27 protein-coding genes and 1 pseudogene are annotated in these 25,289 nt (G+C 70.5%); 17 read left to right on the top strand and 11 right to left on the bottom strand.

Annotated elements, in window-relative coordinates; translation table 11 throughout:
• Nucleotides 1-5: 5 nt before the first annotated feature.
• The 6 genes from IEZ08_RS25790 (at nucleotide 6) to pknB (ending at nucleotide 8,129) form a co-directional block, all read left to right on the top strand.
• Entirely contained in the window at nucleotides 6-473 is a 468-nt protein-coding gene (locus IEZ08_RS25790) for an FHA domain-containing protein FhaB/FipA (protein WP_068920488.1), read from the top strand.
• Nucleotides 470-1,801 carry a Stp1/IreP family PP2C-type Ser/Thr phosphatase gene (locus IEZ08_RS25785; RefSeq protein WP_068920487.1) on the top strand — a complete coding sequence of 444 codons (1,332 nt, stop codon included), beginning with the start codon at nucleotides 470-472 and terminating at the stop codon, nucleotides 1,799-1,801. Before IEZ08_RS25790 ends, IEZ08_RS25785 begins: the two co-directional genes overlap by 4 nt.
• Nucleotides 1,798-3,198, top strand: coding sequence for an FtsW/RodA/SpoVE family cell cycle protein (locus IEZ08_RS25780; RefSeq protein ID WP_068920486.1), 1,401 nt, complete (start codon nucleotides 1,798-1,800; stop codon nucleotides 3,196-3,198). The genes IEZ08_RS25785 and IEZ08_RS25780 overlap by 4 nt, the downstream gene beginning before the upstream one ends.
• Nucleotides 3,195-4,658: a peptidoglycan D,D-transpeptidase FtsI family protein gene (locus IEZ08_RS25775; protein ID WP_189243148.1), complete on the top strand. Its 1,464-nt coding sequence runs from the start codon at nucleotides 3,195-3,197 to the stop codon at nucleotides 4,656-4,658. Before IEZ08_RS25780 ends, IEZ08_RS25775 begins: the two co-directional genes overlap by 4 nt.
• On the top strand, nucleotides 4,655-6,178 hold the full coding sequence (locus IEZ08_RS25770) for a serine/threonine-protein kinase (protein WP_068920484.1): 1,524 nt from the start codon (nucleotides 4,655-4,657) through the stop codon (nucleotides 6,176-6,178). Before IEZ08_RS25775 ends, IEZ08_RS25770 begins: the two co-directional genes overlap by 4 nt.
• An 82-nt stretch (nucleotides 6,179-6,260) precedes the next feature.
• Nucleotides 6,261-8,129: a Stk1 family PASTA domain-containing Ser/Thr kinase gene (pknB, locus tag IEZ08_RS25765; RefSeq protein WP_068920483.1), complete on the top strand. Its 1,869-nt coding sequence runs from the start codon at nucleotides 6,261-6,263 to the stop codon at nucleotides 8,127-8,129.
• 231 nt (nucleotides 8,130-8,360) lie between these two features.
• Here pknB and IEZ08_RS25760 read toward each other — a convergent pair whose 3' ends face one another.
• On the bottom strand, nucleotides 8,361-8,954 hold the full coding sequence (locus IEZ08_RS25760) for an anthranilate synthase component II (RefSeq protein WP_068920482.1): 594 nt from the start codon (nucleotides 8,952-8,954) through the stop codon (nucleotides 8,361-8,363).
• Nucleotides 8,955-9,104: 150 nt separating this feature from the next.
• Between IEZ08_RS25760 and IEZ08_RS25755 the strand changes: the two genes are divergently transcribed.
• Nucleotides 9,105-9,353 carry a cell division protein CrgA gene (locus IEZ08_RS25755; RefSeq protein ID WP_068920481.1) on the top strand — a complete coding sequence of 83 codons (249 nt, stop codon included), beginning with the start codon at nucleotides 9,105-9,107 and terminating at the stop codon, nucleotides 9,351-9,353.
• Nucleotides 9,354-9,398: 45 nt separating this feature from the next.
• On the opposite strand, the gene IEZ08_RS25750 is transcribed toward IEZ08_RS25755, so the two are convergent.
• Both IEZ08_RS25750 and IEZ08_RS25745 read right to left on the bottom strand, forming a co-directional pair.
• Nucleotides 9,399-10,295, bottom strand: coding sequence for a rhomboid family intramembrane serine protease (locus IEZ08_RS25750; RefSeq protein ID WP_068920480.1), 897 nt, complete (start codon nucleotides 10,293-10,295; stop codon nucleotides 9,399-9,401).
• Between the two features lie 204 nt (nucleotides 10,296-10,499).
• On the bottom strand, nucleotides 10,500-11,036 hold the full coding sequence (locus tag IEZ08_RS25745) for a peptidylprolyl isomerase (protein WP_068920479.1): 537 nt from the start codon (nucleotides 11,034-11,036) through the stop codon (nucleotides 10,500-10,502).
• A gap of 180 nt (nucleotides 11,037-11,216) precedes the next feature.
• Between IEZ08_RS25745 and IEZ08_RS25740 the strand changes: the two genes are divergently transcribed.
• Both IEZ08_RS25740 and IEZ08_RS25735 read left to right on the top strand, forming a co-directional pair.
• Nucleotides 11,217-11,798 (top strand): hypothetical protein, encoded by a 582-nt coding sequence (locus IEZ08_RS25740; RefSeq protein ID WP_141703453.1) that lies wholly within the window; start codon nucleotides 11,217-11,219, stop codon nucleotides 11,796-11,798.
• A 190-nt stretch (nucleotides 11,799-11,988) separates the two neighbouring features.
• On the top strand, nucleotides 11,989-13,104 hold the full coding sequence (locus IEZ08_RS25735; RefSeq protein ID WP_068920477.1) for an Rv3169 family protein: 1,116 nt from the start codon (nucleotides 11,989-11,991) through the stop codon (nucleotides 13,102-13,104).
• A gap of 66 nt (nucleotides 13,105-13,170) precedes the next feature.
• Here the strand turns inward: IEZ08_RS25735 and IEZ08_RS25730 are convergent, their stop codons facing one another.
• Nucleotides 13,171-13,737, bottom strand: coding sequence for a hypothetical protein (locus IEZ08_RS25730; RefSeq protein ID WP_189243147.1), 567 nt, complete (start codon nucleotides 13,735-13,737; stop codon nucleotides 13,171-13,173).
• Nucleotides 13,738-13,906: 169 nt separating this feature from the next.
• Here IEZ08_RS25730 and IEZ08_RS25725 point away from each other — a divergent pair, with 169 nt between their 5' ends.
• Both IEZ08_RS25725 and IEZ08_RS25720 read left to right on the top strand, forming a co-directional pair.
• The gene (locus IEZ08_RS25725) at nucleotides 13,907-14,599 is read left to right on the top strand and encodes a response regulator transcription factor (protein WP_425312285.1); all 693 of its coding nucleotides are present in this window, start codon (nucleotides 13,907-13,909) and stop codon (nucleotides 14,597-14,599) included.
• A 1-nt stretch (nucleotide 14,600) separates the two neighbouring features.
• On the top strand, nucleotides 14,601-16,142 hold the full coding sequence (locus IEZ08_RS25720) for a sensor histidine kinase (protein WP_189243146.1): 1,542 nt from the start codon (nucleotides 14,601-14,603) through the stop codon (nucleotides 16,140-16,142).
• Here IEZ08_RS25720 and IEZ08_RS25715 read toward each other — a convergent pair.
• The 5 genes from IEZ08_RS25715 to IEZ08_RS25695 form a co-directional block, all read right to left on the bottom strand.
• Complete coding sequence (locus IEZ08_RS25715; RefSeq protein WP_189243145.1) at nucleotides 16,121-17,083, bottom strand: GNAT family N-acetyltransferase; 963 nt, start codon at nucleotides 17,081-17,083, stop codon at nucleotides 16,121-16,123. The genes IEZ08_RS25720 and IEZ08_RS25715 overlap by 22 nt on opposite strands.
• A 75-nt stretch (nucleotides 17,084-17,158) precedes the next feature.
• A complete protein-coding gene (locus tag IEZ08_RS25710) occupies nucleotides 17,159-18,400 on the bottom strand; it encodes a TolB-like translocation protein (protein ID WP_189243144.1) in 1,242 nt (413 codons plus the stop codon).
• The gene (locus IEZ08_RS25705) at nucleotides 18,397-18,918 is read right to left on the bottom strand and encodes a SigE family RNA polymerase sigma factor (RefSeq protein ID WP_068928272.1); all 522 of its coding nucleotides are present in this window, start codon (nucleotides 18,916-18,918) and stop codon (nucleotides 18,397-18,399) included. The genes IEZ08_RS25710 and IEZ08_RS25705 overlap by 4 nt, the downstream gene beginning before the upstream one ends.
• Nucleotides 18,919-19,059: 141 nt before the next feature.
• On the bottom strand, nucleotides 19,060-19,833 hold the full coding sequence (locus IEZ08_RS25700; protein ID WP_068920472.1) for an MBL fold metallo-hydrolase: 774 nt from the start codon (nucleotides 19,831-19,833) through the stop codon (nucleotides 19,060-19,062).
• Nucleotides 19,834-19,928: 95 nt separating this feature from the next.
• Entirely contained in the window at nucleotides 19,929-20,969 is a 1,041-nt protein-coding gene (locus IEZ08_RS25695; RefSeq protein WP_068920471.1) for a lysozyme, read from the bottom strand.
• A gap of 355 nt (nucleotides 20,970-21,324) precedes the next feature.
• On the opposite strand from IEZ08_RS25695, the gene IEZ08_RS25690 reads away from it, so the two are divergent.
• A complete protein-coding gene (locus tag IEZ08_RS25690; RefSeq protein WP_141703451.1) occupies nucleotides 21,325-21,546 on the top strand; it encodes a hypothetical protein in 222 nt (73 codons plus the stop codon).
• A pseudogene (locus IEZ08_RS25685) lies at nucleotides 21,543-22,112 on the top strand (helix-turn-helix domain-containing protein); the annotation flags it as partial. The gene IEZ08_RS25690 and the pseudogene IEZ08_RS25685, both read left to right, overlap by 4 nt.
• 142 nt (nucleotides 22,113-22,254) lie before the next feature.
• Here IEZ08_RS25685 and IEZ08_RS25680 read toward each other — a convergent pair.
• A complete protein-coding gene (locus IEZ08_RS25680) occupies nucleotides 22,255-22,491 on the bottom strand; it encodes a hypothetical protein (RefSeq protein ID WP_203863493.1) in 237 nt (78 codons plus the stop codon).
• A 141-nt stretch (nucleotides 22,492-22,632) separates the two neighbouring features.
• On the bottom strand, nucleotides 22,633-23,073 hold the full coding sequence (locus IEZ08_RS25675; RefSeq protein ID WP_141703449.1) for a hypothetical protein: 441 nt from the start codon (nucleotides 23,071-23,073) through the stop codon (nucleotides 22,633-22,635).
• A 250-nt stretch (nucleotides 23,074-23,323) separates the two neighbouring features.
• Between IEZ08_RS25675 and IEZ08_RS25670 the strand changes: the two genes are divergently transcribed.
• From IEZ08_RS25670 to IEZ08_RS25655, 4 genes are all read left to right on the top strand, one after another.
• Entirely contained in the window at nucleotides 23,324-23,704 is a 381-nt protein-coding gene (locus IEZ08_RS25670) for a GNAT family N-acetyltransferase (RefSeq protein WP_189243143.1), read from the top strand.
• A 129-nt stretch (nucleotides 23,705-23,833) separates the two neighbouring features.
• Nucleotides 23,834-24,043: a hypothetical protein gene (locus IEZ08_RS25665; RefSeq protein ID WP_189243142.1), complete on the top strand. Its 210-nt coding sequence runs from the start codon at nucleotides 23,834-23,836 to the stop codon at nucleotides 24,041-24,043.
• Between the two features lie 198 nt (nucleotides 24,044-24,241).
• On the top strand, nucleotides 24,242-24,400 hold the full coding sequence (locus IEZ08_RS25660; RefSeq protein ID WP_176728336.1) for a hypothetical protein: 159 nt from the start codon (nucleotides 24,242-24,244) through the stop codon (nucleotides 24,398-24,400).
• Between the two features lie 116 nt (nucleotides 24,401-24,516).
• Nucleotides 24,517-24,978: a hypothetical protein gene (locus IEZ08_RS25655; protein WP_068920466.1), complete on the top strand. Its 462-nt coding sequence runs from the start codon at nucleotides 24,517-24,519 to the stop codon at nucleotides 24,976-24,978.
• Nucleotides 24,979-25,289 lie beyond the last annotated feature (311 nt).

Raw genomic sequence — 25,289 nt, 5'->3', positions numbered from 1 at the left:
GGTCCATGTCCGAGCTCACGCTGCTGCTGATCAAGCTCGCGTTCCTCGCGGTGCTGTGGTTCTTCGTGATTGCCGCGGTCGGCGTGATCCGGACAGACTTGTTCGGATCCCGTACGGCCACCGCGGCTCCCGCGCGAAAGGCCCCCAAGCCGGTCAAGGCCCCGGCCAAACCCAAGAAGGGGGAACCCCGGCAGATGGTCGTCGTCGGCGGTCCTCTCCAGGGCACCACCATCCCCCTGGCGGAGACACCCATCACCATCGGGCGGGCGAACGACGCCACCCTGGTCGTCAGCGACGACTACGCATCCAGCCGGCACGCCCGGCTCTTCCCTCAGGACGGTCAGTGGATCGTGGAGGATCTCAATTCCACCAACGGCACGTACCTCGACCGGACCAAAGTCACCCGTCCCACTCCGGTGCCGCTCGGTGTTCCGATCCGCATCGGTAAGACCGTCATCGAATTGCGCAAATGACCATCGCACTCCGCTACGCCGCCCGCTCTGACGTCGGCCTCCTCCGCGAAGGCAACGAGGACTCGGCATACGCCAGCGCCCGCCTGCTCGCCGTCGCCGACGGCATGGGCGGGCACGCACACGGCGAGGTGGCCAGCTCGGTCGCCATCGCCGCCATGTCGTCCCTCGACGAGAGCGCGGCCGGAGCTGACCTGCTCAGCGCCATCGACGCCGCGGTCCGCGACGCCAACCGCCAGCTCCACGAGATGGTGGGACGGGACCCCAGCCTCAAGGGCATGGGCACCACGCTGACCGCCATGTTGTGGTCGGGCACGAACGTCGCCCTGGCCCACGTCGGCGACTCCCGCGCCTATCTGCTGCGTTCCGGGGAGCTCTACCAGATCACGCAGGATCACACCCTCGTGCAGTCGCTGGTGGACGACGGCCGGATCACCCAGGAGGAGGCCGCCACGCACCCCCAGCGGTCGATCCTGCTGCGCGCGCTGGACGGCAGCGGCGAGGTCGAGCCCGACCTGTCGTTGCGGCAGGCCCAGATCGGCGACCGCTACCTGCTCTGCTCCGACGGCCTGTCCGGAGTCGTGAGCGCGGAGACGCTGCACCATACGCTCTCCACGATCGACGATCCCGAGACGGTGGTCCGCACGCTCATCGACCTGGCGAACCGGGGCGGCGGCCCGGACAACATCACCTGCGTCATCGCCGACGTCCTGGAGCTGGACGAGGCGATCGCGCCGGCCACGGAGGCCTCCGTGGTGGGCGCCGCGGGTTCCACTCTCAGCCGCGTGCAGGCGCAGCAGGGCGCGCCCGCTCCGCTCGACCCCGGCAGCCCGGCGACCATGCCCCAGCCCGTCATCACCGACGACGACTTCGAGGAGCACGAGCCCAGGGCCGTGGCCCGGCCGGCCAGGAAACGGCGCGTGTGGCCGCTGCTGACTTCCATCGGGGGCGTCATTCTCCTCGGCGGCGGCCTAGGCTGGTATTTCGGGAACCAGTGGCTCGACGACCAGTATTTCGTAGGATTGCGGGGTGAGGAGATCGTGGTCTACCGGGGTGTGAACACCACGCTCGGCCCGTTCGAGCTCTTCGACCCTGTCCGCAGCACCACCATCCCGGTCACGAGCCTGGGCCCGTCCGAGCAGAAGCAGGTCCGCAACGGCATCCCCGTGGCCGACGAGGCCGCGGGCGTCAAGAAGGTCGAAGACCTGCAGGCGGCCTCCTCGGCCTCCGCCGGCGGTGACGTCGCCGCCACTCCGACGCCCGATGCCAGCCCCACCTCGAAGCCCACGAAGTCCGGCGACACCGCGACCCCGAGGCCCACGAACTCATGAGTGCCCCCACCGTCAGCACCCCCAGCGCCGAGCCCGTTGCCCTGCCGGCCAAGCGGCGGATGGCGCAGCTGGTGATGCTGGCGTTCGCGGTCCTGATCGTCATGGCGGCCTACGCGGCCGTGGGACTGGGCATCGACGGGAAGATCCCCTCCGGCATGCTCACCTACGGCCTGGGCCTCGGCGGCTTCATGCTGGCCGCCTACCTGGTGCTGGCCAGGTTCGCCCCGTGGGCGGACCCGCTGATCCTGCCCCTGGTGACGCTGATCAACGGCCTCGGCCTGGTGATGATCTACCGCCTGGAGGTGGGCGCGGGCGGCGAGGGCGGTGCGTCGGCCACCAACCAGCTGCTGTGGACCGCCGTCGGGGTGGTCGTCTTCGCCGTGACGCTGATCGTGCTGCGCGACCACCGCGCGCTCCAGCGCCTGACCTACACCGCCGGGGCCCTCGGCCTGCTGCTGCTGATCTCGCCGCTGATCCCGTTCATCGGCCAGGAGATCAACGGCGCCCGCATCTGGATCGGCGCCGGAGGCTTCACCCTGCAGCCGGCCGAGCTCGCCAAGCTCGCCCTGATCATTTTCTTCGCCGGCTACCTGGTCGCCAAGCGCGATGTGCTGGCCCTGGCCGGGCGGCGACTGCTCTTCATCGACCTGCCCCGCGCCCGCGACCTGGGCCCGATCCTCATCACCTGGGGACTCAGCCTCGGCGTGCTGATCCTGCAGAAGGACCTCGGCTCCTCCCTGCTGATCTTCGGCACGTTCATCGCGATGCTCTACATCGCCACCCAGCGCACCTCCTGGGTGCTGATCGGCATCCTGCTCTTCGCCGGCGGCACGATCGTGGCCAGCTCGATCTTCAGCCACGTCGCGGCCCGGGTCGAGGTCTTCCTCAACCCCGAGGACCCCGCCCTGTACTACCGCGAACTGGGCGGCAGCGCGCAGCTCCTGGAGGGGCTGTTCGGCATGAGCCAGGGCGGCGTCCTCGGCACCGGGCTCGGCCAGGGCCACCCCGGCCTGATCCCGCTGGCCTTCTCCGACTTCATCTTCGCCGCCATCGGCGAGGAGCTGGGCCTGACCGGCCTGATGGCGCTGCTGATGATCTACGGCCTGCTGGTGGAGCGGGGCCTGCGCACCGCCCTCGCCGCCCGCGACCCGTTCTCCAAGCTGCTGGCCGGGGGTCTGTCGTTCATCCTGGCCTGGCAGGTCTTCATCATCGTCGGCGGCGTCACCAACCTGATCCCGCTCACCGGCCTGGTCACGCCGTTCATGTCGCAGGGCGGCTCCGCACTGCTGGCCAACTGGATCCTCATCGCACTGCTGGTACGGATGTCGGATGCGGCCAGGAAGCCGCCGCCCCAGGCCATTCAGGACGAAGGACTCACCCAGGTGTTCCAGCGATGAACAGTACCCTCAAGCGCGCCGCCCTGGCCTGCATGGTCATGTTCGGCCTGCTCATGATCAACATCAATTACCTGCAGGTGGTGCGGGCGGACGACCTGAAGCAGAACTCCCTCGACCGCCGCAACTTCTTCGCCCGCTACGAGGTCGAGCGCGGGCTGATCACCGCGGGGAACACGGTCCTCGCCGAGTCGAAGGACACCGGTGACTCCGAGACCCGGTTCAAGCGCGTCTACCCCAAGGGTGAGATCTACGCGCCGGTCACCGGGTTCTTCGCCCCGGAGAACACCAGCGACATCGAGCGGGAGACCAACGACCTGCTCGACGGCTCCAGCCCCGACCTGGTGATCCGGCGCGGCATCGACCTGGTCACCGGCAAGACGACCAAGGGCGCCAACGTCGAGGTGACGATCAACCCCAAGGCGCAGGAGGCGGCCTACAAGGCGCTGGGGGCCAGCGGCAAGAAGGGCGCGCTGGTCGCGATCGACCCGAGGAGCGGAGCCATCCTCGCGATGGTCTCCATCCCCACCTACGACCCCAACCTGTTCGCCCCGGCCGACAAGGCCGCGGTCAACAAGGCCTACGCCAAGCTGGAGAAGGACAAGGACCAGCCGCTGGTCAACCGGGCGATCGCGCGCACCTACCCGCCGGGCTCGACCTTCAAGGTCGTCACCATGGCCGCCTACCTGGAGAGCGACGACTCGCTCGGCCCGCAGTCGCAGGTGGACGCGCCGCAGGTGCTCGACCTGCCCAACACCACCGCCGACCTGCCCAACTACGGCGGCGCGGCGTGCGGCGCCGGGCGGGTGACGCTCTCCTTCTCGCTGGAGAAGTCCTGCAACACGCCCTTCGGCAAGATCGGCATCGATCTCGGCTACGAGACGATGAAGGAGCAGGCCGCCAAGTTCGGCATCGGGCCCGACCTGGAACCCCTGAGGATCCCGATGGGCGTCTCGCCCAGCAGCATCGGCCCCGAGGAGGACAAGGCCGCCCTCGCCCAGGCCTCGATCGGCCAGCGCAGCAACCAGATGACCCCGCTGCAGATGGCCATGGTCGCCGCGGGCATCGCCAACGACGGCGTGGTCATGAAGCCGTACCTGGTCAAGCGGGTCACCGACGCGGAGGGGACCGAGATCCAGGGGGAGGATCGCGAGGAGCTCAGCACCGCGATGAGCCCGGAGAGCGCGGCCAAGCTGCAGGAGATGATGGTCAACGTCGTCGAGCTCGGCACGGCCGGCGCCGCGAAGATCCCCGGCGTGAAGGTCGGCGGCAAGACCGGTACCGCGGAGACCGCCGAGGGCCGCGCCCCGCACGCCTGGTTCATCTCCTTCGCCCCGGCCGACGACCCCCAGATCGCGGTCGCCCTCATCGTCGAGTCGGGCAGCGCCGGCGACGACGCGTCCGGCGGTCAGACCGCGGCGCCCATCGCCAAGAGCGTGATGGAAGCGGTGCTGAATAAATGACGTCGTTGCTCGGTGGCCGATACCGCCCCCTGGGGCGGATCGCCGCCGGCGGCATGGGCGAGGTCTGGCGGTGCCGGGACGAGCTGCTCGCCCGCGAGGTGGCCGTGAAGCTGCTCCGCAGTCACGTCGCGGCCGACCCGCACTTCCGCGAGCGGTTCCGCACCGAGGCGCGGATCGCCGCCGGGCTGGCCGACCCGGGCATCGCCCAGGTCTTCGACTACGGCGAGGACGGCGATGTCGCCTACCTGGTGATGGAGCTGGTCTCCGGTGAGTCCCTGGCGAACATCCTGGCCCGCAACGGGACGCTGAACTCGGAGATCACGCTCGACGTGGTGCACCAGACCGCCCGGGGGCTGCACGCCGCGCACCGGTCGGGAATCATCCACCGGGACATCAAGCCGGGGAACCTGCTGGTCACCGAGACCGGGACAGTCAAGATCACCGACTTCGGGATCGCCAGGGCGCTGGAGGCGGCGCCCGTGACCCAGACCGGGACCGTGCTCGGCACCGCGCAGTACGTCAGCCCCGAACAGGCGTCCGGGACCACCCTCTCGCCCGCCACCGACATCTACTCGCTGGGCGTCGTGGCCTACGAGTGCCTGGCGGGCCGGCCGCCGTTCGTCGCCGACAACCAGGTGGCGATCGCGCTGATGCACCTCAACGACCCTCCGCCCCCGCTGCCCGAGAGCGTCCCGACGGTGGTGCGCGACCTCGTCATGGCGTGCCTGTCCAAGGACCCCGCCCGCCGCCCGGCGAGCTCCAGGGAGCTGTCGGACCGGGCCTACGTGCTGCGGGAGTCGCTGGCCACCGCGGGCGCGGTGGAGCTGGGTATGCTCACCGACCCCTCCGGGTGGCGGGTGGAGCCCGCAAGCGCGGCGGAGCTCGCGGATTTCGCGGAGCCCACGGGACTCACCGGGCCCACGGAGTCCGCAGCCGGACGGCCGGGGCCCTCGGGGACCCGGGTCGCTCCCGGCCCGGGCACGGCGGCGCCGCTCCCGGGACCGGGGTCCGGCGGCACGGGCCCGGATCACGGTCCCCGTACGGCGCGCACTCCCTCCCGCGGGGCCGGGACCGCGCGGACGGCCCCGAAGCGGAACGGACTGCGGCGGACGGGGGCGATCGTCGCGGCCGCGGCCGGGTGCGCCGCGGCCGTCGGGCTGGGCACCCTGGTTCTGCAGGAGATGAACCGCAGGGGCGACGGCGCCGGGCCCGCGCAGCCGCTCACCCGGCTGACGCCGGTCACCACGCCGCCCACGTCCAGAGCCACCAAGGGCACGTCGCCGGTGACCCGGACGACGGCGCCTCCGGTCACGTCCCCCCGACCTTCCCCGGCGCCGTCGGCTACGGTAAGTAGGTCGGCCACGCCCACCGCCCGGCCGACGAGAACGTCATCGTCCCCGAGCCCCGCTCCGACCACCCCGACCCCCGCCCCGACCACCCCGACGGTGACGCAGAGCCCCACACCGACCACCACCACCCCCGATCCCGGGGAGGCGACCCCGCCAAACGGGGAGACGTGATGCGTCGAGGGGCCGATGATGGACACCGGTGGCCCGAGAGCCCACCGGCACCCAAGATGAACGGTAAGGGACAGTGCAGGAAATGACTCAGCCCCGACGCCTCGGCGATCGCTACGAGCTTGACGGCGTCGTCGGCCGTGGCGGCATGGCCGAGGTGTATCGCGCACGGGACATCCGGCTGGACCGGATCGTCGCGATCAAGACCCTCCGCGCGGATCTGGCCAGGGACCACACCTTCCAGGCGCGTTTCCGCCGGGAGGCGCAGTCCGCCGCGTCACTGAACCACCCGTCCATCGTCGCGGTCTACGACACGGGCGAGGACACCTCCGAGGGCGCGCCCGTGCCCTACATCGTGATGGAGTACGTCGACGGCACCACCCTGCGCGACCTGCTGCGCAACGACCGCCGGCTGCTGCCCGAGCGCGCGGCCGAACTGGTCGACGGGATCCTGCGGGCGCTGGACTACAGCCACCGTGGCGGCATCGTCCACCGGGACATCAAGCCGGCGAACATCATGATCACCCGCAACGGCGACGTCAAGGTCATGGACTTCGGCATCGCCCGCGCGATGGCCGACTCGGCCGCGACCATGACGCAGACCGCGCAGGTCATCGGCACGGCCCAGTACCTCTCGCCGGAGCAGGCCCGCGGTGAGCGGGTCGACGCCCGCAGCGACATCTACTCCACCGGTTGCGTGCTGTACGAGCTGCTGACCGGCCAGCCGCCGTTCACCGGCGACTCCCCCGTGGCGATCGCCTACCAGCACGTGCGGGAGAACCCGATCCCGCCCTCGCAGGTCGACCGCGAGATCCCCGCGTGGGCCGACGCCATCGTGCTCAAGGCGATGGCGAAGGACCCCGGCCAGCGCTACCAGAGCGCCGGGGAGATGCGGGCCGACATCCAGCGGGCGCTGTCGGGCATGCCGATGGACGCCCAGACCATGTCGCTGGCCAGCAACTACGGTGCGGCCACCCAGACCCTGCACCAGCCGACGCAGGTGGCGGGCCCCGGCGGCCCGATGACGCAGCGCACCACCGCCGTCCCGGCGTACGAGTACGGCCCCGAGGACGGCGGACGCGCGGAACGCGGGCGCAGGCGCCAGCAGAGCGGCGGCAGCGCGGCAAAGACCGCCGCGTGGATCCTGATCCCGCTTCTGGTCATCGGCGCCTTCATCGGTGTGGGCTACATGTTCCTCAGCTCCCCCGGCACGTCGTCCGGCGGGGGCAAGGTGGCGATCCCGGAGCTGGCCTCCCAGACGGAGAAGGCCGCCTCCGAGACCCTCACCAGCCTGGGACTGAAGGTAAAGAAGACCGAGGAGTACAGCAGCGAGCAGCCCAAGGGCGTGGTCATCGGCACCGATCCCAAGGCCGGCTCCGAGGTGGAGAAGGGCCAGGAGGTCACCCTCATCGTCTCCAAGGGCGTGGAGAAGGTCGAGGTGCCCGACGTGGTCAACATGACCGCGGAGGAGGCCCAGGCCGCTCTGGAGGCCGCAGGCCTCAAGGCCAGCCTGCAGACCAAGCCGTCCGGCCGCAAGCAGGGCGTCGTCTTCGAGACCGATCCCCCGGCGGGCAAGCGGGTCAACAAGGACAGCACGGTCCGGATCTACGTCCCCGCCGAGGCCCAGGAGGTGCCCAACGTCCTCGGCTTCGACGTCAAGGACGCCAAGCGCCAGCTTGAGGACCTGGGCTTCAAGGTCAGGGTGACCGAGCAGCCGAGCAACGAGCCCGAGGGCATCGTGCTCAACCAGACTCCTCCCGCCGGCTCGAAGCTCCAGCCGAACACCACGATCAGGCTGACCGTGTCCACCGGGCAGCCGCCGACCCCGACCGAGCAGCCGACCGAGGACCCGTTCCCGACCGAGCAGCCGACCGAGGACCCGTTCCCGACCGAGGAGCCGACCACGGAGGAACCGCCGACCGTCGATGAGCCGCCCAGCGACGTCGAGGGCTGATCCTCCCGAGCACGCCTGAAGGGCCCCGCCGACGGCGGGGCCCTTCCTGTGTGGTCTTCCGGTCTTCCCGTGCTCTTGTGGTCTTCCTGTGCTCTCTCGTGCCTTCCGGGCACCGGGGACACGGACCGGTCCCGGACGTGGACGGGCTCCCGGGCATGGAAGAAGCCCTTCCGCCACTCGGGGGCAATGGCGGAAGGGCTCACTGGTTAGTCGTTCAGAACGTCCGCGGCGTTACACGGTTTTTTCCGGCCGGTTTCCGAGCTGTTCCAGCCAGTTGCCGAGCAGCCGGTGACCGTACTCGGAGATCACCGACTCGGGATGGAACTGCACGCCCTCGACCGGCGCCGTACGGTGGCGCAGCCCCATGACGACCCCGTCGGCCGTGGCCGCGGTGACCTCCAGGTCCTCCGGGACCGTCTCGGGCAGTACGGCCAGCGAGTGGTAGCGGGTCATGGTGACCGGGGACGGCAGACCGGCGAAGACGCCACGCCCGTCGTGGACGATCGCGCTCGTCCGGCCGTGCATCAGCTCGGGGGCCCGGGTCACGGTCGCGCCGTGGGCCACCGCGATCGCCTGGTGCCCGAGGCAGACGCCGAGCAGCGGCAGGCCGCGCCGCTCGCAGTAGCCGACGAGGGGGACGCTCACCCCCGCCTCCTCCGGGGTGCCCGGCCCGGGGCTGATCAGGACGCCGTCGAAGCCGGCCGCGTCTTCGACGGTGACGGTGTCGCGGGGCCGTACGTCGCAGTCGGCGCCGAGCTCGCGCAGGTACTGCACGATGGTGTGGACGAAACTGTCGTGGTTGTCCACGACGAGGACGCGGCTCATCGTCTGCCCCCCGATGAACGTCCCCGCGGGATCGCCATGTCCCGCATGTGCCGACTATCCTTACTGCGGTCTTCGCTTACCAGCGACTACGCTAGCTGACAGAACCTGCGCACGGTCCGGATCGCGCAGGGTTGACGCAGGAGAACCCCAGTGCCCAAGCCCAAGGCTCGCAAGAAGGCGGTCTACACCCCGCCGCCGTCGTCCACCAAGCAGATCAAGGTCAGTCCCCGCTGGCTGGCACCGGTCATGGTGGCTTCCTGGGTCATCGGCATCCTCTGGATCGCCGTCTACTATGTCGCACCGACTGCGCCCTTCATCGGCCCCCTGGGGAACTGGAACCTGCTGATCGGGTTTGCGTTCATCATCTTCGGTGTGGTTCTTTCCACCCGCTGGCGTTAGGTCTTTCCACAGACATATCCACACCCTGGGGAATCAGGGTGTGGATCAACCGCGGTAGCCGAAGACATCGGGGATCTGGGCGGCGTCGTTGAAGGCGAACGGCGGCAGCAGCAGGACCGCGGCGACCAGCACCAGCAGGGCGGCCGCGCACCCGGCCCACTGGACCGCACTGCGGCTCCTGGCCGGGGCGTGGACCAGCACGGCGCTGATCACCGCGCCGGTGACCAGACCTCCGAGGTGGCCCTGCCAGCTGATGCCGGGGACGGCGAAGGTGATCACCACGTTGATGCCGACCAGCCAGATCACGCCGCGGACGTCGTAGCCGAGCCGCCTGCCGACCACGAACAGCGCGCCGAACAGGCCGTAGATCGCGCCCGAGGCGCCCACCACGAAGCCGGCGGAGAGCAGGTAGACCGCGACGGAGCCGCCGAGCGCGGACAGCAGGTAGAGCGCCAGGAACCGGGTGGAGCCGAGCCTGCGTTCCAGCTCGGGGCCGATGGCGTAGAGCGCCCACATGTTGAACAGGATGTGGGTGAGCGCGAACCCGCCGCTCCCCAGCGGGGAGTGCAGGAAGGCGCCGGTGATCAGTCGCCACCACTCGCCGCCGTAGGCGACCGCGGCCGGGTACATGGCGAAGTCGCGCAACACCTGGTCGCTGACCGACTGGACGAAGTAGGCCAGGATGTTGACGGCCAGCAGCGCCCAGGTGACCCGGGGTGTGGTGACCGCCCGGCCGCCGAAGACGGCCTGCGCCTGCCGTACCGTCCTGTTGCCCTCAGCCACGCAGTCGGGGCACTGGAAGCCGACCGAGGCGTCGCGCATGCAGTCGGGGCAGATGGGCCGCTCGCAGCGCTGACAGCGCACGTGGGCCTCGCGGTCGGGGTGACGGTAGCAGGTGGGAATGGCCTGCGTGCCGGGCTCGCCGGGCGGCTGGCTGGTCATGGCGTGTCGGTGGCCCCTTCGACCGTGATTGTCTCGCTGCCCCAGCCTATGCAGAACCCCGGCTTCCCGTGCGACGCGCGCGTCCGGACGCCCGTACGACGCGCGCTTCCGGACGCCCGTGCGCCGAGGTGTCCGGGGGCCGGGGCGTCCGTGCGCCGAGGTGTCCGTGCGGCGGCCGGTGCGGATGGCCGCCGCACGGACGGGTCAGCCCTGGACGCGGTCGACCGTGACCGACTCCAGCACGACCGGGTCGATCGGGCGGTCGCGGCCGTCGGTCGGGGTCTTGGCGATGGCGTCGACGACATCCTGGCCCTCGACGACCTCGCCGAAGATGGTGTGCCTGCCGTTCAGGTGGGGCGTGGGCACCACGGTGATGAAGAACTGCGAGCCGTTGGTGCCGCGGCCCATCTGGATGCCGGCGTTGGCCATGGCCAGCAGGTAGGGGCGGTTGAAGTAGAGATCCGGGCTGATCTCGTCGTCGAACTTGTAGCCGGGGCCGCCGATGCCCTGACCCAGCGGGTCACCGCCCTGGATCATGAAGCCCGAGATGACACGGTGGAAGATGGTGCCGTCGTAGAGCTTGGCGGTGGTCTTCTCGCCGGTCTCGGGGTGGGTCCACTCCCGGGTGCCCTCGGCGAGCTCGACGAAGTTGCGCACGGTCTTGGGCGCGTGATTCGGGAAGAGTTCCACCTTCACGGTGCCGCGGTTGGTGTTCAGGGTTGCGATCAGCTTCTCAGCCACGATCGGGGTGCCCCCTTCAGACGATCAGGCAAAGCCTGTACAAGGCGCTGCTTCTGTGGTGTTTTGATAACTACGGCCGTCGCCGGCCCATCCAGCATCCTCCCACGGCTGGTCATGATTGAGCCGCTTTCGAGCGGGAAGGGGTGCCTGCGGGGCCCCAACAACAGGGGAGGAGTTGCTGTGCCTCTTGCACCATTCGGAAAGCGCGGCACCGCCGGAGCGGTGCTGCCGGAAACACGTATGCGCCTGACGAAGACACAGCTCATGCAAGCCGCCGAGCGTGTCGGTCCGATGGCCGCCCATGCTCGCGAGGCGGCGCGCCACGCGGCCAACGAGCGGCTCATCAGTGCCCGTGGGTGGGCAGCACCCAGGATAGACACCGCCGCCCACGCATTCGAGGATCAACTCGCGCCGAAGGTCGCCGCGATGCTGCACCAGGCCGCCGCGAAGATCGACCCCAGTCCTCGGAGCTCCCGGAAGTGGCCGATGCTTCTGCTGCTCACCGGGCTGGCGGCCGGGGCCGCGGGCTTCGCGATGTACCGCAAGAACGCGGAGCAGTGGGGCGAGACCGTGAAGGGCAGCGCCGCCGACGCGTCCCACTGGGTCAGCGACAAGGCCCGGACCGCGGCGGACAAGGTCTCCGGCGCGGCCGGAGGCGTCAAGAACCGGGCCGAGGAGTTCGGTCACAAGGCGGATCCCTCGACGGACGAGTTCGGCAACAAGATCAGCACCGAGACGAGCCAGGTTTCCAGGAACGTCTAGCTCGTCAGGTTCGTCGGGTACGGCCCGCGCCCCCGAGGGCGCGGGCCGTACCCGTTGTCGGCCCCGTTGTCGGTCCCGTCGGTGGTCTCTCGTTGCCGCCGACGCCTCCGAGCGCGGGTCCCGTCCGCACGGTGTTGACGCCCACACCAAGCGCTTGTTAGAACGTGTTCCCCAGGACCGAGGAGCACGGATGACGCTGTCACCGCTCGACGACTACCCCGTCCACCAGTCACCCGACGTGATGCGGCACGTCGCGACGTCGGACCGTAACTTCTACGACCGGTACTACTTCAACTGCCACGCCTGCTCCGACGAGCTGATGCTGATCATCGGCATCGGCCAGTATCCCAACCTCGGTGTCACCGACGCGTTCGCCTGCGTGCGCTACCGGGACACGCACCGGGTCGTCCGGGCCTCCCGCGAACTCGGTGACGACCGGATGAACACCGAGATCGGCCCGTTCCGGGTCGAGGTCCTCGAGGGCCTGCGGAGGCTGCGGGTCGTGCTCGACCCCACCGAGCACGGTCTCTCCTACGACCTGACCTGGGAGGGAACGATCCCGGCGACCTTGGAACCCCGCCACTTCGTACGCTGGCAGGAGCGCGTCATGTTCGACTCCTCCCGGCTCGCCCAGACCGGCCTGTGGAGCGGGCACATCATGCTCGGCGACGAGCGGATCGAGGTCACCCCCGACCGGTGGAAAGGCACCCGCGACCGCTCCTGGGGCATCCGCCCCGTGGGCGAGCCGGAGCCCTCCGGCATCCAGGTGAAGAACCCCGGGACGTTCTACTGGCTCTACGCTCCCATGCAGTTCGACGACCACGCCATCCTCTGCATCATCCAGGAGGACGACAAGGGCCGCCGCGTGCTGGAGGAGGCGGTCCGGGTGTGGGGGTTCGGCTCTCCGCGGGAAGGCGAGCAGGAGTATCTCGGACGCCCCGAGTACCACCCCGTGTACGTGGAGGGCACCCGGGACGTGCGCGAGGCGACGATCTCCTTCGCCCCGCCCGGCGGGAAGCCCTTCGACGTGCACTGCACCCCGGTCCTCCCGGTGCACCTCATGGTGGGCACCGGATACGGCCTGGAGCCGGACTGGAAGCACGGCATGTACCAGGGCCCCGGTCCGGTGGTGCAGGGCGTCGCCTACACCCTCCCGCAGGACGCCGCCCGCATGTGGGGCCTGGTCGACGCGGTCGGCCGCTTCGAGTACGACGACCCGTCCGGGGCCGCGCCGGGCCCGCAGGTCGGCTACGGCCTCTACGAGTACTGGGCCCTGGGCCCGCACCCGTCCTTCCCCGAAGCCTGATCCCGGTCCGCCCGGTATCCGGCGGAGCCGTACCGGCCCCCGCCGGTACGGCTCCGCGCGGCGGGACTAGTCCTGCGCCGAACCCGAATCAGAATCCGGGACCGGCGCCGGCGCGAGCTCCGACAGCTCGGCGCAGGTGGCGGGGATGCCCTCGGGCGACTTCTCACCGTGCCCACCGGCCGTCGGAGGCTCGCCCGGCGGGGTCTGAAGGATCCTGATCTTCTCGGCACCCTCCGGCAGGCCCTCCGGCCGTTCCCCGGCGCCCGGCGGTACGACGGGCGGCTTCCCCTCCAGGGCCTTGACCCGCCTCGGCGGCTCGCCGGGCTGCGCGTGGTCCGCGCCTCCGGCCTCCCCCGGCACGGCCTTCTCCGGCACGACCTCCCCTGGCACGGCCTTCTCGATCTTCCCCTTGAACCTCTTGGCCAACTTCTCGGCCTCGGCGTCGGTGAGCTCCCGCACCGTGACGGTGGGCCTGTCCCCGCCCGCCTCGCAGATGACGCTGATGATCTTCCCCTTGCCGGGGGAGTCCGCAGGGGGCGAGGGCTCGGGGGTGGCGGCGCTGGCCGCGCCGGTCAGGGTCGCCATCAGCGCGCCGGCGGTCACCGTGGCGGCGGCGAGGATGCGGATCCGCATGATCGATTCTCCTTGGACGGTGTGGATCGGTCGTGGGCCGGTCGTGGACCGGTCGTGGGCCGGTCGTGGATCGGTCGTGGGCCGGTCGTGGACCGGTCAGCCGTACGCTCCCGCGCGGCAGCTGAAGCGAGCCTGAAGGCCCCTGAAACCGTCTTCAGGTTGGCTTTAGGTGGCGTGCGCCACGCTGGACGGCATGCGCCTGCTGCTGGTTGAGGACGAAAAACGCCTGGCCGACCTGCTGAAGGACGGCCTGGCCGGCGAGGGGTTCGCGGTGGACGTCGCCCACGACGGGCGCGACGGGTTGTGGATGGCGACCGAGAACGCCTACGACGTGATCGTTCTCGACATCATGCTGCCCCGGATGAACGGCTACACCGTCTGCGCCAGGCTCCGCGACGCGGAGAACTGGACCCCCATCCTGATGCTCACCGCCAAGGACGGGGTGCACGACGAGGCCGAGGCCCTGGACACCGGGGCCGACGACTTCCTGTCCAAGCCGTTCTCCTACGTCGTGCTGCTGGCCCGGCTGCGCGCGCTGGTCCGCCGGGGCGCCACGGCCCGGCCGGCCTCCATCACGGTCGGCGACCTGACCGTCGACCCGGCCGGGCTGCGCTGCCGCCGGGGCGAGACGGAGATCCCCCTCACCCCGAAGGAGTTCGCGGTCCTGTACGGCCTGGCCCGCAGGAAGGGCGAGGTGGTCTCCAAGAGCGAGCTGCTCGCCCAGGCGTGGGACTTCTCCTACGACGGCGACCCGAACATCGTCGAGGTCTACGTCAGCGCGCTCCGCCGGAAGATCGACGCGCCGTTCGGCCGGACGTCCCTGGTGACCGTACGCGGTGCCGGATACCGGCTGGAGGCCTGAGATGTCGCAGCTCTCGATCCGGGTCCGGGCGACCCTGGCGGCGACCGCGATCGTCGCGGTCGCCCTGGGAGTGGTCGCGTTCGTGCTGGCCCGGGTGCTCGGCGGGAACCTGGCCGAGACCGCCTCCGCCGAGGCCGCCCGGCGCGCCGGCAGTACGGCCGACCTGCTGTCGTCCGGGGGGACCGGCGTCTCCGGGCAGTCTCCGGACCCCCTGAACCCCGATGTCACGGTCCTCCCCGGAGTCCCCGGGACCGGTGCCGGCACCGGCACCGGCACCGGCGAGCAGGCTCCCCCGGCGTCGGAAAGACTGGCCGTCGGCTCCGGCGAACCCCCGCCCACCGAATGGCCCATGCCTGCCGGACCGCCTGGATCCACCGGATCTCCCCCTGTGAAACCGCCCGGATCCGGCGAGCCGGCCACGTTCATCGAGTACGCCGGATCCGCCCGGCACGTCATACTCGCCGAGAAGTGGACTCCCGGTGACGCCCACGTCACCGCGACGATGACGGCCGAGACCGCCCAGGGCCCGATGGTCGTGCGGGCCAGGGCCTCCCTGGAGCCCACCCGCGCCGCGCTGGAGACCCTCAAGAGGGTGCTGATCCCGGGCATCCCCGCGCTGCTCCTGCTGGTCGCCGTCCTCACCTGGCTCACGGTCGGCCGGGCGCTCCGGCCGGTCTCGGTGATCCGCGCCGAGGTGGCCGACATCACCGCCCGCGACCTGCACCGACGCGTCCCGGTGCCGAGGGCCCGTGACGAGATCGCCCGCCTGGCCGAGACCATGAACCGCACGCTCGACCGCCTGGAGTCGGCCGTCGACCGGCACAAACGTTTCGTCGCCGACGCCGCCCACGAGCTGCGCAGCCCGCTGGCGATCCTCCGTACCCGCCTGGAGCTCGCCCCCTCCGGACCCCTGACCGCGGAGGCGCTGACGGACGTGGACCGGATCCAGACGCTCACCTCCGACCTGCTGCTCCTGGCCCGCCTCGACGCCGGCGAGCCCGACCGGCACGAGGCGGTGGACCTCGGTCAGATCGCCGTGGAGGAGGCCGCCCGGTCCCGTCCCCGGCCGGAGGTACGGGTCGGCCTGGAGGTCGCCGCCGACGTGGTGCTCCTCGGCTCGGCCGAACGGCTCCGCCGCCTGGTGGCCAACCTGGTGGACAACGCCGTACGGCACGCGGAGTCGGCGGTGACGGTCCGCCTGGCCCGGGAGGACGGCATGGCCGTATTGGACGTGCGCGACGACGGGCCGGGCATTCCCACCGAGCACCACGAGACGGTCTTCGACCGGTTCACCCGGCTGGACGAGGCCAGGAACCGGGACGCGGGCGGCTCCGGGCTCGGGCTGGCCATCGCCAGGGACATCGCGGTACGGCACGGCGGCACGCTCACGGTCGTCTCGGGCCCGCCCGGGGCCTGCCTGCGCGCCGGCTTCCCCATCGTCCCCGCGACACGACCGCCGGGGACGCTCGGGCCGGCCGGGGATACCCAGACCAACCGGGACGCTCAGGCCAACCGGGACGCTCAGGCCAGCCGGAGGGCGTAGGCGGTCGAGCTGCGCTCGACTTCGAATCCGGCGCGGGTGTAGACGCCGAATGCGCCGGTCGGGTTGTCGGCGTCGACGTCCAGTCCGGCCTTCCGGTATCCCTGCGCGTGGAACTCGGTCAGGGCGTGGGAGATCAGCGCGCTCGCCACGCCTCTGCCCCGCCACTCCCGCAGGGTGCCGATGATCTGGATCCACGCCTCGCGGACGCCGGTGACCCGGGTGTCGGCCTCGAAGTGGAGGGTGAGCAGGATGCCCACGCTCGCGCCCGTACCGTCCTGGGCCACGAATGAGCTCTCCTGGCGGAAGGAGCTGATCCCGATCATGCCGTTCCGCCAGGTCTCCGGCGTGTGCCGGACGCTGCCCCAGTGATCGGTGAAGGCGGCGTTGCGCACCTCGCGGACGGCGTCCTCCAGGTCGTCGCCGTACGGAACGATCTTCAGCCCGTCCGGCGGGGAGACCTTCGGCAACTCGGCCGTCAGATCGCGGGTCATGCTGCGGAACCACCGGACCGGGGCCATACCGGCGGCCTCGGTCAGCGCCCTCATGCCCGCGTTCTGGTCGTCCGCGTAGAGGTGGAGCTCCAGCGGCTGCCCGGGGAAGCGGCGCCCGTGCAGCACCGGCGCGGTCCGGGCGCCCCAGTCGAGCAGGTGGCGTCCCAGGCCGCGGCGGCGGTACCCGGGATGGACCCCGCCCCACATGCCCATCTGGTGGACCGGTTCGGCAGCGGCACGGGCCATGAGCACGCCGCAGGCGACCAGCCTGTCCCCGTCCCAGGCACCCAGGGTGCCCTCGGCCATGTCGACCAGCGGGTTGGCGAAATCGTCAATGATGTCGTCGACGCCGTAGTTCTCCCCGGCCTGGTCCTCGACCTCGATCGCGGCCAGGAGCTCCACCACCGCCCCGGCGTCGTCCTTGCTCAGCGGAACCCACTCAAGCGCCATGGATCCGGAGCATAGGCACCGGTTTCCCGGACGGCGACAGGTTTTCCGGGAAGGCGATCCCGTCCGCCGCAGTGATCAGCGGCGGCTCACCAGCGGCTCCCAGGAGCCGGATCTCTGGCTGTTCTTCCGGAACCCGCTCAGCGGGGTGAGTGACGTGCCGTCCCGGCTGACCAGGACCAGCCGGTTGCGGAACTCGCCGCCCACGCAGCCGTTCCCCCCGTCGGACTCGCAGGCCCAGGCGATCAGGTGGTCGTCGTCCGCCCAGGCGACGAGTTGCTCGATCCAGTGTCCGGCCACCGGCCGCAGCAGGGTCAGAGTGCCGGTCTGGAGGTCCTTCACGGCCGTGACCGCGACCTTGCTCGGTGCGTCGGCCGCCAGCCACCGGCCGCTCGGGGACAGACCGGCCTGCTGGAAGCTGCCGTGCTTCTCCACATCCGGGACCGGTCGGGCGTTCCCCTCCAGGTCGTAGAACTTTCTCGGTTCGTCGCCGTCAGATGTGGACTCCCAGACCGTCGTCCCGTCCATGCTCCACCGGAAGTCCCCGCCCCGGGGCATGTGCCCGCCCGCATCCCAGGGCACCCCGTGGAAGACGGCCTGTCCGGTGCCCGGGTCCACCACGGTGAACCCGGTCCGGCTGTTCGGGGGAGAGTATCTGACGCCGCCCTTGCCGATGACCCCGATCTCCGCCGGATTCCCGTCATAGTTGGTGACCAGCAGCTTGCTCCCGTCAGGCGACCAGGCCAGGCCGCCCGCCCTGCGCTCCAGGTCGATCCAGCGGACCTCACCGCCGCCGGAGATCAACCCGACCCGGCGGGCGGGGAGTTCCTCCAGGACCGCGACGGTCCCGCCGCCCGGCGCGACGTCCAGCAGCGCCCAGGGGGTCTTCTCGTACCCGCCCGTCTTGTCGTCATAGAGGAACCAGGTGCGGATCAGGAGCTCGCTCTTCCCGTCGGGGGTCTTCTCGTGCCGCCAGACGTGATAGGCGTAGACCGCCCGGTCGTAGGCCGCGACCAGCCGCATCGGCGGCCCGGTGTCCGGATCCGCCCGGATGTCCCGGGCCGGGCTCGGAGCGGCCGAGGTCGTGACGGGCCTGTCGTAGTCGAGCGTCTCGATCCGCTCAACCTGCTTCCTCATCAACGGCACGACGAGCACCACGACGAGCACCACGACGGCCGCGGTCGCCCCCGCGACCACCGCGAGCGCCTTGCTCCTGGCCCGCCTGCGCCTGCCCAGCGCCCGGTCCGCGAGCCCCTCGGGCACCCGCGCGTCCCCCGACCACTCGCGGAGGGTCTGCCTCACCAGCTCGTCGATGGTCATGCCTTCGCCTCCCCGAAGATCGTGTACGGCTCCCGCAGCTCGGGCGCGAGCGAGCGCAGCTTCGCCAGGGACCGGTGCGTCGTACTGCGGACCGTCCCGACGGAGCAACCGAGGATGTCCGCCACCTCCGTCTCCGGCAGGTCCTCGTAGTAGCGCAGGACCAGCACGGCCCGCTGCCGGGGCGTCAGCCTGGCCAGCGCCCGGCGCATGACGATCCGCAGCTCGACTCCGGAGGTGCCGTCGTCGCCGCCGGCCCCGGCCCGGTCGGGCGGTTCGGCGAACGTCGCCTCCCTGCGCCGCCGCCACCAGGAGACCTGCTGGCGGTACATCACCTGCCGGACGTAGGCCTCCGGCTCCTCGACCGTCCGCCACCGGGCCACCGTCCTGGCCAGTGCGATCTGGAGCAGGTCCTCGGCCGCGTGCCGGTCCCCGCCGGTCAGCAGATAGGCCAGGCGCATCAGGGCCGGTGAGCGCGCCGACACGAAGTCGCGGAACCGGCGCTCCTCTGCGGCGTCCACGGTCACCTCCACTGTGCGGTTACGTCCCTAAGACGCCCCGCACCGGCCCCCGCTATGCCTCACGCCGATCATTCCTCCGGCGGTGTCCCCTACCGGTCATGCCTCCGGTGGTGTCTCGCACCGGTCGTCCCTCCGCCTCCGCTACACCCCGCCCGCCGTACGGAGGTCACCGAGGCGTGCGACGATCTCCGCCACCGTCTCCTCGGGGAACGGCACGCGGGCGGGGTCGCCACCGGTGGTGAGGACCTCGACGGCGGTGACGTGGTCGGCGTGCTGGCGCCGGACGAAATCGCGGTCCACGACGGCGCCGTGGCCGGGCACGACCGCCTCACCCGGCAGGTCGAGCAGGCGGGCGAGCGTATCCGGCCACTCCGCCGGGAAGCCGTCCCCGAACTGCGGGGGCGCTCCCTCCTCGACCAGGTCCCCCGCGAAGATCACCCCCGAGCCGGGGATCTCGACCACGATGTCGTTGTCGGTGTGACCGCGGCCCAGATAGCGCAGGTGAACCGGGCACCCGCCGAGGTCGAGGGTGGCGGTGTCGGTGAAGGTACGGCCCGGCGGCGTGATCTCCACCTCGGCGAGCTCCTCCGGGCCTTCGTGGAGCCACTTGCGCCGCTGCGCCTCGCCGGTGGCCTCGGCCGTCTCGGCGCACCTGACGTGACCCCAGATGTCGGCGGGCAGGAAGACCGCGTTGCCGAAGAAGTGGTCGAAGTGCGCGTGGGTGTTGACCACCGTCCAGGGCAGGGCGGTGACCGTGCGGATCGCCGTGACCAGTTCGCGCGCCTGGCGGTGGGACATGCGCGTGTCCACGACCAGGCAGCCCTCGTCCCCGACGACCAGCCCGACGTTCAGGTCGAACGACTCGTGGCGCCGGACGTAGACCCGGTCACCGATCTCCTGCCACCGCTCCTCCATGGGAGGAGCATGTCAGATCCCGCGAGGAGACGCCGATCACCCGGTACGGCCACCGGTCAGGACGACTGCCCCGGCGGGACATCCTCCCGGACGGGTTATCGCCTCCCGGCGGTCAGGGTCAGGTTCACCGTTCCGACCGTGAGCTTCAGCCCCCGCGCGGAGGTGCCCGACCTGGCGGGCCTGACCGTGAAGACGAGCCGGACCGTGGCCTTCGGGGCCAGCTTGGCGATCGTGCACCGCACCGCCGTACCGCTGAACCGGCAGCCCTTCCCGGCCTTGACGATCTTCTGTCCGCCGAACGTGCGCCCGGCGACCTTGAGTGCGGTGATCGGCTCGGTGCCGGTGTTGGCCACCGTCACGCTGTAGGTGTTCCGGACGACCCGGCCCTCCGCCTTGATCCCCGACGGCGGCTTGGCGAGCCGCTTGAGCTGCGCGACCGTACCGTTGAAGGAGTTCTGCCCACCGGGGACGCCCTGCCCCTTGTCGGCCGACTGCCAGAAGGTATGACGGGTCCAGCTCGCCGGGAGCTCGCCGGGCTCGGTGCCCCACCGGGCCAGCCAGAGCGGGTTGCGGCCGAAGGCGGGGGAGTCGCCGGTGCAGGTCCGCCACCAGCTGGTGGTGGTGTAGATGATCGCATCCCGGCCGGTCCGCTGCCGGTAGCGCCGGGTGAAGTCGCTCACCCAGGCGACCATCTGCTGCTTGTCGAGGCCGTAGCAGTTGTTGAGGCCGTTGCGGTTCTTGTAGGGGTTGTCCTCGACGTCCAGCACACCCGGCAGGGTCTTGCCGTCAGGGGTCCAGCCGCCGCCGTTGTCCACGAAGTAGTCGGCCTGCTCGGCACCGCCGGACTCGTGCGGCTGGGCGAAGTGGTAGGCCCCCCGGATCAGTCCGGCCTCGGCGGCTCCGCCGTACTGGCTCTCGAAGCGAGGGTTGAGGTAGTCGAGGCCTTCGGAGGCGTACACGAACGCGAACGAGGCCCCGCTCTCCGTGACGCTCGGCCAGTCGATCTCCCCGGTCCAGTTGCTGACGTCCACTCCGGTGACGCCCGGTGCCCGGACCATCCCGGTGTCCGCCTGGGCGGCCCCTGGGAGGAGCGCCCCCGCTACGACGACGGCGACCGCCATCGGGAAACGTTTCACGTGAAACCCCGCTCTCCGCGTGACAACGGGGATGATCCTTACGGATGCCTTCCGGGAACCGCAAGGGCCGAGCATCATTTCCCCATGCGACGTGATCTCGTGGAGTTGCGCGTCCGGGCCGGGGAGCTGACCGGTTCCGGCTCGTGGATCTATCTCTGGCTTCTCGGTTCCGAGGTGGTCTACGCGGGGACGACGGGCCTTCCCCCCGAGGTCAGGACCTGGGCTCCACCTGCACGACCCCGACCCCGCGATCGGCCGGCTGAGGGCCCGCTACCCGGCGATCGCCACCGACGCGCTGGACGTCCTCGCCTTCCGCCTGCCGGATGGGACGGACCGTTCCCGGGCCAAGGCCGCCGTGATCACCGGCCTCTCCGCCTCCGGCCGGCTGTCCGAGCACTACGTGGGCGATCCCCCGTCCGACCCGCCGTTCGGGGATCCCCTGTCCGGTGATTCCTCGTCCGGCGATCTCCCGTTCACCGCGGACCCCGCGTTCACCCCCCTGCTGGAACGGATCACCGGCACTCTCGCGGAGAGACACGGGAGCGTCCCGCGGACCGCGGAGCCGGGCGAGCCGTGATTCAGGGCTCCGGCGCGGAGGCGGTCCGCCGGGGAGATCGAATCGTCGGCACGGCGGAGCGGGGACCCCGGCAGACTGAGGGCGTGGACTTCCCCCAAGCCCTGCGCTCGGCACGGCGCCGCCACCACCTCAGCCAGCTCGATCTCGCTCTGCGCGCGGGTACCACGCAGCGCCACCTCAGCTTCATGGAGAACGGCCGTTCCCGGCCCGGCCGCGGCATGGTGGTACGGCTGGGCGAGTCGATGGAGCTGCCGCTCAGGGAACGCAACGAGCTCCTGCTCGCGGCCGGCTACGCCCCCGTCTACCCGCAGACTCCGCTCGACGACCCGGCCCTGGAACACGTGCGCACCGCGCTGGGGCACATCCTGGCCGGGCACCTGCCGTACCCCGCGATCGTCGTGGACACGCGGCACGAGCTCGTCCTCGCCAACCACGCCTTCGGCCTGTTCACCGAGGACGTGGCAGGTCACCTGCTGCGTCCCCCGGTCAACGTGCTCCGCCTGTCGCTCCATCCGGAGGGTCTGGCCCCGAGGATCGTCAACCTGGCGCAGTGGGCGCAGCACATCCTCGACCGCATTCCGCGTGACGACCTCCACGACGAGCTGTCCGGCTACGTGCCGCACGTCGAGCCGGGGCCCGACCACGTCGGTTTCGCCGCACCCATGCGGCTGCGCTCGGCACGCGGCGAGCTGCGGCTGACGACCACGATCACGACGTTCGCGACCGCGCTCGACGTGACCGTGGCGGAGCTAGGGTGGGGGAGTCGAAGCCCAGCCTCGCGGCGGTCTCCCGGATCTCCTGGGGCGGGTGGAGGACGTGAGAACCGCCCTCGGCCCACAGGTCCTCGATGGCCTTGCGGCGGAGTTCGGCGTCCGGCTCGTTCCAGAGGGCGACGTAACGACCGGCCAGGTCCTGGGCGTGGATACCGGTGTGGATATCGGTCACTGCTTCTCCTCGGCTGGTGTGTCCCGGTATTCTCCCGCATCCTGCGGAGCAGCACCGGGCACCGGCAATTCCCTGGAAGGAATGACCTGCGGAAACGATGGGGAGGGAAGCCCCGGCAGCCTCACCGTCCCGGCACCGGGCTCAGGGTTTCACCCCGTGGAGGAAGATGCTCTCCGTCACACAGTTCGAGAGCTTGCGCCGGGCCGGCTGGTAGACGCAGATCCTCACCTTGGCCTCCCTGAGCGTGCCGCCGGCCGCGAAGCGGAAACGCCTGTGGCCGGACCCGCAGACCCATCGCGCGGGGAACACACGGGAGCCGCCCTTCTGATAGCGGTACGTGGCCTGGATCCAGCCGCAGTGGCCGGGGTGGCGGTCACGGTCGTAGATCCTGCCGTACAGGACGAGGTCCTTGCCGAGTTCACCGCCCGTACCCCACATCGGAGCGTGGGCGTACCCGGAGTGACCCGAGGCGGACCTGAGCGGCCCGTAGTAGCCGTCACCCGCGGTCGTCGCAGTCGCCGCGGTTGGCGACGCCAGCACGAGCACGACAGCCGGAACGATTCCCTGAAGGACCCTGCGCATCGTCTCTCCCCTTCGGCTCTGATCACCGGCACCAGTGAAAGGGAGATCACATGGAACCCGCTTGTGAAGCACTGGACACCCCTCGTCCGCCGTACGGTCCCGGGAACGAGAGCCTCGGACGCCCGTCACACCCCTGCCATCCGGCCGTCAGGCATGTGATCATGGGCTGGCGGCGGGCCGGCTGGGGAACGTCGCCCACCCGCCCCACGACAACGCGGAGGGCAGAGCCCTGATCCACTACACCAGCGACATGAGCACGATCGAGGCCGACCGGTTGCAGGGATTCTTCGTCGGCTGGCCGGCTCCGCCGTCGGCGGAGCAGCACCTGGCCGTGCTGCGGAGCAGCCATCGCGCGATCGTCGCGATGGACGAGACAGGGCGTGTCGTCGGCTTCATCAACATGATCAGTGACGGTGTGCTGACCGCGTTCATCCCGTGGCTCGAAGTCCTCCCCGCGTACCAGGGCCAGGGGATCGGCGGCGAGCTGGTACGGCGGATCCTCAGGGAGGCCGAGGGGCTCTACTCCGTTGACCTGGTGTGCGACCCTCCTCTCCGGGCGTACTACGAGCGGTTGGGAATGTCCCCTCTGCTGGGGATGGGACTGCGCAACCCGGCGGCCCTCCGGGAATGACTTCCCCGACGCGGTCGCGCAGTCCGAAAAATCTTGGAGGTCGGTGTAACCATCCGCCCCGATCGCCTCTCTTATCTGACGACACCGTCACAGACGACGACAACAGACGATAAGAAAGGCACCACCCCGATGAGCGAGTTCGTCACCACCGACTACTACGACACCGACAACGACGGCGGCACCGACGTGCAGCTCATCGACACCGACGGCGACTACGTGGCCGACGAGGAGCGCTACGACACCGACGGCGACGGCTACACCGACGAGATCCGCGTCGACCTCAACGGCGACGGCGTCTCCGACTACACCGAGTACCAGGGCCCCTTCCCCACCGCCTGACACGGATAGGCGCCGGTTCAGGACCCTCGACTCCGGCCGGCGCGATCACCACCGAGCGGGCGCAGGCACAACACCCGGGTCGCCGCCGCCTGCGTACTCACCGATGGAGCGACAGGTGCGGGGGTTCCGTCGCTCCATCGTGCCGAAGCCGTCGCCACACAAGTCCGCCCTGATCAGGAGCGTTTCGCCTCACCGGTGGTGAAATCACTGACCGAGGTCTGCATCCACCCGAGAGCGGCCCGGCAGCGCCTCAGCCTCGACGGCGATCGTCCCGTAGGCTTCGTCATGGCCTTCCTCGATATCGACCGGAACGCCAGCCAGATCGTCGGAGTGCCCAACCCGGCGGACCCCTCGTAACGGCGGGGACCGCGGTCGCACCGGAGCACATCGGCCTCGCCGGCTGTCCCGTCGAACCCGAACACGTAACCGAGCGAGCACTCCAGACGAGGACACTCCTGAGAAAGGCAGCAGCCATGAGCAGCCCCCTCCGCGCGGTCACAGACGAGGTGAGATCCGAGTACGGACTCTTCATCGTGACCGAGCTCATCGACGGCCGGTTGGCGGGAGCGGCGGCGGAGGGGGCCATCGAGCCGCCGGACGACCGGGTCGCCGCGGGCGACGACGGGCTCATCATCCAGGCGGCGTACGCCGGGGCCATGCACGCCGTGCACATGCGGATCGAGCTGTGGGACGGAGCACCGCCGGCGGATCCCTGGGAAGAGCTGTGGGCCGGACGCCTCCTGTTGAAGTCCAGGCTGGTCGGGGTCGGGGACTGGGTGCCCGGCCATCCGCCCCAAGTGGAGTTCGACCTGGGACAGAGCGACAGGAACTGGTCCGCGCGGGTGAGCACCAAGATTCTCCAGACCGAGCAGGACCCCGACTTCCCCTATGCGATCGCCCGGATGGAGCTGTACAAGGTGCAGTTCTGGAGCTGACCGGTCCGCGAACCGGCCGGCGGCAAATGCCGATTACCGCTTCATCGCCCTGTAACGCTTAAGGAGGGTGGTGATCCTGTCATGGTCGCGCCCTCCGTTCAGCTCGGAGAGCAAATCGTCAGGGCATAGCTCGTAGAGCTCGCCCCACCAGCGGCGCGCTCTGTTGTCCCAGATCCGATAACCGCCGGGGACACCTTTGGCGACATAACGTCTCTTGCCCATGGGCGTCACTCTGCGATTCACCGACCCCGATGTCGGTTCCGGCTGAAGACTGACCCTGTGATTCCGGCGGAATCGTGACCCACCCCCGA

The organism is Planobispora rosea, assembly GCF_014648175.1.
Lineage (GTDB): Bacteria > Actinomycetota > Actinomycetes > Streptosporangiales > Streptosporangiaceae > Planobispora > Planobispora rosea.
Note: the sequence above shows the minus strand (reverse complement) of the source record. Positions and strands in the feature narration are given on the sequence as shown.

Excerpts from the sequence above, each read along its gene's own strand:
- IEZ08_RS25780 (WP_068920486.1), top strand. The coding sequence starts at position 1,798 with ATGAGTGCCCCCACCGTCAGCACCCCCAGCGCCGAGCCCGTTGCCCTG.
- pknB (WP_068920483.1), top strand. The coding sequence starts at position 6,261 with ATGACTCAGCCCCGACGCCTCGGCGATCGCTACGAGCTTGACGGCGTC.
- IEZ08_RS25775 (WP_189243148.1), top strand. The coding sequence starts at position 3,195 with ATGAACAGTACCCTCAAGCGCGCCGCCCTGGCCTGCATGGTCATGTTC.
- IEZ08_RS25670 (WP_189243143.1), top strand. The coding sequence starts at position 23,324 with ATGAGCACGATCGAGGCCGACCGGTTGCAGGGATTCTTCGTCGGCTGG.
- IEZ08_RS25770 (WP_068920484.1), top strand. The coding sequence starts at position 4,655 with ATGACGTCGTTGCTCGGTGGCCGATACCGCCCCCTGGGGCGGATCGCC.
- IEZ08_RS25785 (WP_068920487.1), top strand. The coding sequence starts at position 470 with ATGACCATCGCACTCCGCTACGCCGCCCGCTCTGACGTCGGCCTCCTC.
- IEZ08_RS25750 (WP_068920480.1), bottom strand. The coding sequence starts at position 10,295 with ATGACCAGCCAGCCGCCCGGCGAGCCCGGCACGCAGGCCATTCCCACC.
- IEZ08_RS25730 (WP_189243147.1), bottom strand. The coding sequence starts at position 13,737 with ATGCGGATCCGCATCCTCGCCGCCGCCACGGTGACCGCCGGCGCGCTG.
- IEZ08_RS25760 (WP_068920482.1), bottom strand. The coding sequence starts at position 8,954 with ATGAGCCGCGTCCTCGTCGTGGACAACCACGACAGTTTCGTCCACACC.
- IEZ08_RS25675 (WP_141703449.1), bottom strand. The coding sequence starts at position 23,073 with ATGCGCAGGGTCCTTCAGGGAATCGTTCCGGCTGTCGTGCTCGTGCTG.
- IEZ08_RS25665 (WP_189243142.1), top strand. The coding sequence starts at position 23,834 with ATGAGCGAGTTCGTCACCACCGACTACTACGACACCGACAACGACGGC.
- IEZ08_RS25735 (WP_068920477.1), top strand. The coding sequence starts at position 11,989 with ATGACGCTGTCACCGCTCGACGACTACCCCGTCCACCAGTCACCCGAC.
- IEZ08_RS25710 (WP_189243144.1), bottom strand. The coding sequence starts at position 18,400 with ATGACCATCGACGAGCTGGTGAGGCAGACCCTCCGCGAGTGGTCGGGG.
- IEZ08_RS25720 (WP_189243146.1), top strand. The coding sequence starts at position 14,601 with ATGTCGCAGCTCTCGATCCGGGTCCGGGCGACCCTGGCGGCGACCGCG.
- IEZ08_RS25790 (WP_068920488.1), top strand. The coding sequence starts at position 6 with ATGTCCGAGCTCACGCTGCTGCTGATCAAGCTCGCGTTCCTCGCGGTG.
- IEZ08_RS25715 (WP_189243145.1), bottom strand. The coding sequence starts at position 17,083 with ATGGCGCTTGAGTGGGTTCCGCTGAGCAAGGACGACGCCGGGGCGGTG.
- IEZ08_RS25700 (WP_068920472.1), bottom strand. The coding sequence starts at position 19,833 with ATGGAGGAGCGGTGGCAGGAGATCGGTGACCGGGTCTACGTCCGGCGC.
- IEZ08_RS25655 (WP_068920466.1), top strand. The coding sequence starts at position 24,517 with ATGAGCAGCCCCCTCCGCGCGGTCACAGACGAGGTGAGATCCGAGTAC.